The sequence below is a fragment of the Mesorhizobium escarrei genome, from assembly GCF_935825525.1.
GTDB classification, from domain to species: Bacteria; Pseudomonadota; Alphaproteobacteria; order Rhizobiales; family Rhizobiaceae; genus Mesorhizobium; species Mesorhizobium escarrei.
On the sequence record NZ_CAKXZT010000142.1, the window covers coordinates 1 to 6,630 of the forward strand.

At 59.8% G+C, this 6,630-nt stretch carries 8 protein-coding genes; 3 read left to right on the forward strand and 5 right to left on the reverse strand.

What is annotated here, in order from left to right:
- Positions 1 to 130: 130 nt before the first annotated feature.
- Positions 131 to 403, forward strand: coding sequence for a hypothetical protein (locus NMG80_RS23375; protein WP_254020294.1), 273 nt, complete (start codon positions 131 to 133; stop codon positions 401 to 403).
- A gap of 49 nt (positions 404 to 452) precedes the next feature.
- Here the strand turns inward: NMG80_RS23375 and NMG80_RS23380 are convergent, their stop codons facing one another.
- The 5 genes from NMG80_RS23380 to NMG80_RS23400 form a co-directional block, all read right to left on the reverse strand.
- The gene (locus NMG80_RS23380) at positions 453 to 875 is read right to left on the reverse strand and encodes a hypothetical protein (protein ID WP_254020295.1); all 423 of its coding nucleotides are present in this window, start codon (positions 873 to 875) and stop codon (positions 453 to 455) included.
- Positions 876 to 1,479: 604 nt separating this feature from the next.
- The gene (locus NMG80_RS23385) at positions 1,480 to 2,568 is read right to left on the reverse strand and encodes an aldo/keto reductase (protein WP_254020296.1); all 1,089 of its coding nucleotides are present in this window, start codon (positions 2,566 to 2,568) and stop codon (positions 1,480 to 1,482) included.
- A 96-nt stretch (positions 2,569 to 2,664) separates the two neighbouring features.
- Complete coding sequence (locus NMG80_RS23390) at positions 2,665 to 3,447, reverse strand: helix-turn-helix domain-containing protein (protein WP_254020297.1); 783 nt, start codon at positions 3,445 to 3,447, stop codon at positions 2,665 to 2,667.
- Between the two features lie 442 nt (positions 3,448 to 3,889).
- On the reverse strand, positions 3,890 to 4,558 hold the full coding sequence (locus NMG80_RS23395; protein ID WP_436798661.1) for a class I SAM-dependent methyltransferase: 669 nt from the start codon (positions 4,556 to 4,558) through the stop codon (positions 3,890 to 3,892).
- Entirely contained in the window at positions 4,555 to 4,806 is a 252-nt protein-coding gene (locus tag NMG80_RS23400; protein ID WP_254020299.1) for a hypothetical protein, read from the reverse strand. Before NMG80_RS23400 ends, NMG80_RS23395 begins: the two co-directional genes overlap by 4 nt.
- A gap of 291 nt (positions 4,807 to 5,097) precedes the next feature.
- On the opposite strand from NMG80_RS23400, the gene NMG80_RS23405 reads away from it, so the two are divergent.
- Positions 5,098 to 5,679: a TetR/AcrR family transcriptional regulator gene (locus tag NMG80_RS23405; RefSeq protein WP_254020300.1), complete on the forward strand. Its 582-nt coding sequence runs from the start codon at positions 5,098 to 5,100 to the stop codon at positions 5,677 to 5,679.
- A 568-nt stretch (positions 5,680 to 6,247) separates the two neighbouring features.
- Positions 6,248 to 6,571 (forward strand): winged helix-turn-helix transcriptional regulator, encoded by a 324-nt coding sequence (locus NMG80_RS37390; protein ID WP_367185998.1) that lies wholly within the window; start codon positions 6,248 to 6,250, stop codon positions 6,569 to 6,571.
- The last annotated feature ends 59 nt before the right edge of the window (positions 6,572 to 6,630 follow it).

The window sequence follows — 6,630 nt, forward strand, 5'->3', positions numbered from 1 at the left end:
TGCGCTAGGCGGACGGCGCAAATCGCTCGCCAACTGTACCGCCGGCCCGCGAAGGTCAAGCGGCTTCGACTAAGGAAAAGGAACGCGTTGGTCTTTGCAATCGTTGTCCGCTTTTCAGCGAGCGGTTGTCATGCACCTCGTCCAGATCCTGCTTCCCCGAGCGGACAACACCGGCCAGCCATTTGGCCGGGACGATTTCAACCGCGTGAAGGAAGACCTTGCCAGCCGTTTCGACGGCGTCACGGCCCACCCGCAGGCGCCCGCGGAAGGTCAGTGGCAGTATGGCGAGCGGTCCAGCAAAGATGATATCGTCATCTTCGAAGTGATGGTGGAGGACATCGACCTGCCGGACTGGCGCAAACGGCAGGCGGAACTGGAACGGCGGTTCCGCAGGACACGGTGATCATCCGCTACATGCCGATGGCGCTCGTATAGAAGCCGTTGTCATGTCTTCAACGTCGATCCGCAAGACCGAGTACGATGCTGGGACAAGGGTTCTTTCGGTGTGGTTCGTCGCGATCGGTAAGCGTTATGACTATAGGTTGTGCCGTCGAAGACCTATGCGGCGTTTTCGCTTGCGCCTCCTGCACGTCGATGGCGCAGAGCACTTCGCCGTTCTCGTCTCGCACGCGCACGAGCCACCTGAAACATTGTCCGTGCCGGGCTGAAGGTCGACCAGAAGATCGATGGCGCATCGAACTGCTTCCTCCCGCGCAGCTTTCAGGCTCGGCATCCTGGACTGAAGAACCCCGACGGTACACCTCGCCGTCGCGATAGTCGAAGATGTAGAGCACGCCGTTTTCGTCATTAGCCGCAGCGATGGTGACTTCGTCAAAATTGCCGTTGCTGCGGGCATCATAGTCGTTCAGGCCCACATCGAACGTCGCGACCGGAATCGCCTTCGCTCGATCGATAGGGGCCTAATCGTTTCCACCTTCAACGCGTGACATATCTACGGTAACGCAGTCACTTGGCTTCACCGCAGAAGATCACGCGCAGGATAGGCTGTCCGGTGGGGCGGTTGCCTGGGTAGCCCTTCCAGTCCGCGACGCAGCCATTGACGAGCCAGAATGCCTGTCAGCCCGGCCTGTCAGGCACCTATCTCGTCCCCCACCATACTCCGCCGGTCTGATCGCTTCGAGAGACGCACATTTCTGGTACATTCAGTAGATTTCCAATCTGACTCTAAACGTGCCAACGGCACGAAGGCGGCCAGAAGCAGCCGCTGCATTCCGTCGTCCAACGGATCGCCACTCGGACCTGTTGCCAACGTATATTCTGGCAATGAAAGGCCGCATGGCAAGCTGCTCGCGTATCGACCGAGTATCCGGGTGAACCCTATTTATTTTAGCGCCAGGACCCGGGGCGTTCGCGAGATCCTTGCGACGGATTTCAGGCCCAGAGCAATGCAGCAGATTCGCATCCATGCATCGAGAAATGCGACGGATTGTGTTCGGCACCATTTGCTCTTGATGTCGTTCAGGTCCGCTCGCGCAATTCCGCTTGCGCCTGTCCTACAAGGCCGTTGTAGTTCTTGTCCGGATACCAGGACGCAGCGCCCTTTTCGTCTAGCTCAGCGAAACCGGGGAGGTCCTCCATAAAGGCGACCATTCTGGCCCGCATTTCCTTATCGGGCAATTCGCCGCGCATCGCGCCGACATTTTCAAGGACATGCTCCGGATTGGAGGTGGCGGGGATAGCACAGGTGACGGCCGGGTGTGCGATGACCCATTTCAGGAAGAATTGCGACCAGTTTTCGATGCCAAGATCCGCGGCGAAGTCAGGCAGCGGTCGACCGGCAACGATTTTGTGAAGTCGTGCCTTTTCCAACGGCATATTGACGACGACGGCGACCCCCTGGTCGGCCGCGGCGCGCAGCACCCGTTCCTCGGCTTTGCGGGTGTGGATCGAGTAATGCACCTGTACGAAATCGAGCCGGCCGCTCTCAACCCAGGTGGCGAGCGGTTCGAAATAGGCCGGGTCGTGATGCGACGCTCCGGCAAAGCGGATGCGCTCCTCTTTCTTCCAGGCAGCGAGCAGCGGAATAACAATCTCGGCGTTGACCAGACTGTGACACTGCATCGCGTCGATGCGCTCGCGCCACAGGCGTTCCATCGAGACTTTGAGGCTGCGCTCAGCGTGGCTATCATCGGCGAGATAGTCGCCGGTCGACCAAATCTTGTTGGTGATGAACATGTCGTCGCTGATTTGAAGCGCAGAGGCAAAGTCGCCGAGGTTCACTTCCGACATGCCGTAGAGAGGCGAGGTGTCGAACATGCGTCCACCGGCTTCCCAGAAAAGGCGCACGACCTCACCAATTTTAGCACGTTCGCTGCCAGGCGTGACATCGAATGTCATGAAGGTGCCAAGCCCGATTGCCGGCACCATTTCGCCGGTGCGCGGGATCGGGCGCATCACGATATCGCCTTGTGGCTCCTGAGCGAAAGCGGGGCCGGCGACAAGGCTAGTCGCAGGCAAGATCGCGGCGGCTGCGCCTGCTGCTCCAATGTTCTTAAGCAGGTTACGTCGATTCACGGTGAAAGCTGTCTGCTGGGAAGGCATGCTCATGGGAGACTCCTGTCGTGCGGGTTGTCTCCGGCTAAATTAGAATGACCCGATGCCGGGTTTTTGCTGCCGATGCCGGCGTCTTGCTTTTGTTTTCCTCTAGCGGATCGCCTGTCGGTAGGCGGCAGGCGTGACTCCGCTTTTCTCGCGGAATACTGCTGCGAAATGGCTGGCATTTGTATAGCCGACCGCGCGCGCCACACGGCGAACGTCCCAGTCGGTTTCGGCAAGCAGGCGCTTGGCATGCTCAAGCCTGCGCAGACGGACGAATGCATGCGGAGTTCCGCCCGTGCTTTGCTTAAATGATCGCGCGAAGTGGAAAACACTCATGGAAGCCACGCGCGCCATCTCGTCCAGCGTCACGTTTTCGGCGAGGTTCGCGTCGACAAATTCGTTCACCTGCCGCAGTTTGTTGCGCGATATTGTCTCGGCGTTTCGCACCTTGGTGACAGACCTGGTGGAGTAGCGCTGGAGGGGATGGATCGCGATCATTTCGGCGGCAGCGTCTGCGAATATATGGCCTGACGGATCAGGTCCGCGCAGTTGCGGCACCAGCACGCTTAGAAGCCGCTCGATCAGAGGATCGGACTCGGACAACGCGTTGGTGATCTCGATCGCATTCGGATCGCCGCGGCCGCATTCGGCGGCAACCCGCCGGAAGAAACCGTTGTCGATATGAAGGTGGATGGTTTCGACCGGTGCGCCGCTTTCGCTCCGCCAGCGGATCTCGGTCGTCGTGCCCGGCGAGGTAACGCCGATCTGGCCCGGACCCGATTTCGCTTTTCGCCATCGTTTGCCGTCGCGCACTTCGACCGTGCGGATGCCGCCGGTCATCAGCACGATCCACGGGTCGGGTGTTCCCGGAATCGACCAGCCGTCCATCCACGCAGGTTCGACGCGGCTGCGCAGGACCAGCGGGCCCCCATAACCACCCACACTTGACCATCTGGATGGACAAGCCAAATAGTGTTCCAAGGCAGTCGACGTCGTGGTTTCGGGGATCATCCGGGATCATCCAACTCGAAAGCGCTTGCATACACGCCGTGCGCCGGTTGGTGGTTCAATTGTGCGCGAGCCGGCAGCTTTCGACTGCCGGCCGGCAGAGCGCAGATCAGATTTCAGGGTCAGCAAATTGGCGATGCGTTGTGTGACATGATATCGCTTTGTCGCTGCTTGTGTGCCGCATTCACGGGCTCGATGCAGCCCTTGTAAGGACCGACCGCCAGCCGGCTCGCCCGAGTGCCGATTTTGCCGCCGCAAGTGCAATGACGGCGTCAGAGACTTCGTTCGGGTCAAGCGTTGTGTAGGGCGCGAGATGCTGGTGTCACAGTCGCTCCTCCTGTTGGATGGAGGTCTGGTCGTGGGCGATAGGAAGCTCTAGAGCGCGGCCGGCAAACACAGAACGTGGGGCTCGCCGACGTATCCGATACACAGCGGCTGGCGGAACGTTGGCCAGCGCTCGACCAATGTGGGTCGCCTTCAAACCGAGCCGATCCAGCAGCACCCGTGGCACGGGGCAGCTCGGGCCATAGGTGAACTGATAGAAGGCACCGTCCGACCGCATCTTCCCGAACGCGCCGTCGAGGATCGCGATCACCTTCCTCGGAGGCATCGACAGCAGCGGCAGACCGCTCACGACAGCGCCGGCCGGAGTGCCTCCGAACAGCTCGACATTGCGCAATCGTGACGCATCCATGCAGAGGGTGTGAGCGCGGGGAAAGCGAAATTGCAGTTTGACCGCGAACGCAGAGCCGTACTCAATAAGAGCCAGGTCTTCCTGCCGTACACCGCGCGCAATCAAAGCTCTCGTGAAAGCGCCCGTGCCGGGGCCGAGTTCGATGACGGGACCGGTCCTTGATGATATCTCGGCCGTGATGGCACTTTCCAGCGCCCGTCCTGAAGGCACTACAGCAGCGACACGCAGCGGGTCAGACAACCACGCTCGGAAGAAGCCATAGACCTCGCTGGCTTTGCTGTCGACCATGGCAGTCATTCCTCGCCGACGACAGAAAGGGTTGGAATGTTTGGCGCGGCCTTTCTGCAATGCAGCAGACCACGCCACACCAAATTTAGAAGCGCCACGGGAATGGACCAAGCGCCCTCGCCCGCCGAGATCCCTATGGCAACAAGGAGGCCGTATGAAGGGATCACTGGCACCGCCCGCTCGACCATCGCGATCAGGAATAGCCCCGCGGCACCGTAAGCGGCACTCCAACCGATGATACTGCCAAGAGGGTCCACGATCACGACTCCTTGCATAATCTCGCCACTCGCAGCGACGTCAGATGCCGCTGGTACACGGCGATTGTTTGATCCGCACCACGGAGTTGCCGCGAAGCATCCGCTCCCTTTGGCGAGGAGGTTGCGATCGAATGTTGACACTGCTAATTTCAGATAGTACGCGACGATATGAGCAGTGTCAACATTAACAAGGCGCGATGGGAACCCAGATTGGTTACAAGAAAAAAGGACACGGGGACGCTCAGCCCGCGGAGCGCGGGGACTTATCATCATGGAGATTTGAAGGCTGCGTTGGTCGCTGCCGCCGGCGAGATGCTGGAACGGGAAGGACCGGAGTCCATCTCATTTCGCGCTGTCGCACGTGCGGCCGGCGTCTCGCCAACCGCACCCTATAATCACTTCCCGAGCAAAGAAGACCTGCTCGCGACTCTGGCCGGTGCCGGTTTTCGCGAACTGGAGAATTGCCAGGTCGCGACGGTCGCGGCAACGCAATCCGGTCAGGAACGCATAGTCAGCCTCGGTCTTGCCTACTTGCGCTTTGCCGAGACCCATCCGCAACTCTACCGTCTGATGTTCGGAGCCGGTGTCGCCGATTGGTGCGCCCATCCTGAGGTCGCCGAGGCTAAACGAGCATCCTTCCGCGCCATCAGAGACGCGCTGGCCGAGCAGCTTTCGGGCGTCGGCGACCCGGCCGAAGAAGCAGTGGATACTGCTGCTATTGCCGCTTGGGCACTCGCCCACGGCTTGTCGATGCTTCTCATCGACGGTTCTCTAGGGGCGGCAAAGGATGATCCAAGCCACGGGAAGTCGTTGATCATGCGTATTCTGACGCAGTTCGCGGCGGGGCTGACGCCAAAACCCTCAACACGGTAGAACGTCGAGCAAGCCGCTCCTGCTTGCTGCTGCGCCGGCCTTGCATTCAAAGCGGACAAGCGAAAAGACGTCGGGTGTTCGCAGACAACATGCCGCCTGAGCCGCCCGCTCGCCCCGAACCGTGGCTTCGCATCTCTTGGATCATTTTCCCATCGCTCATGCACGCCAGACGTCCGCCACCCCGCGAGCATAATCCTCGAAGCCTGTCGCAGCCTGCCTCGTCACCTGCTCGAGAAGCCGGACGGTCGAGGATTATCCAAGCCATTCCTGACTGTTGGGACCAGCTCTTCATGCCTGCGCTGGCCGGACTCGCTTCGGCTCGCCCTGAAACGCGATACTGAGCGAGGAAAGCGCCGCCAGTGGGTTCTTGAGAAATGGCGTCTTCCACCATCTCCGCTTGCCGCGCGAACAATGGCCTCTGGTTCGAAGTCTTCCCAAATGTTCTTTTGGGCGATGTTGCTTCAACGTACCGCGCGTTAGCTCCATTGAAACTTGAGAGGACCGCCGTGCGTCCTCACGCGACTTGCCGAAGATCGCTGAAACATGCCCGCTGCACCTTACGATCAAAGTGATAGGAGGCAGGTGGAAGCTGCATGTGCTGCGCGCATTGTTTGTCCACGACGGCCAGCGCTACTATGCCTTGCTTAGAAACATCGAAGGAATCAGCGACAAAGAACTGACACGAAATCTGCGCGACTGGAATACGCCGGTCTCGTCATGTGACAGGAGGAAATCGGCTAGCAACGCTGTCTGCGCTCCACCCAAAGGCGCAGGCCCTGTGACGTCGGCGTGGACATCGGCATCATTAAGCTCGTTCTGTCTCAAGCCGCTGCGGTTCACGGTCTGCCGGTCAGCCCTAAGGTCGTGTAGGTCTTCCGTGACGGCGATTTAACACTCGAGCAGTTGATGTCCTTCGCGGTAAGACTGGTGCCGCTCATACCAACCGCGGAT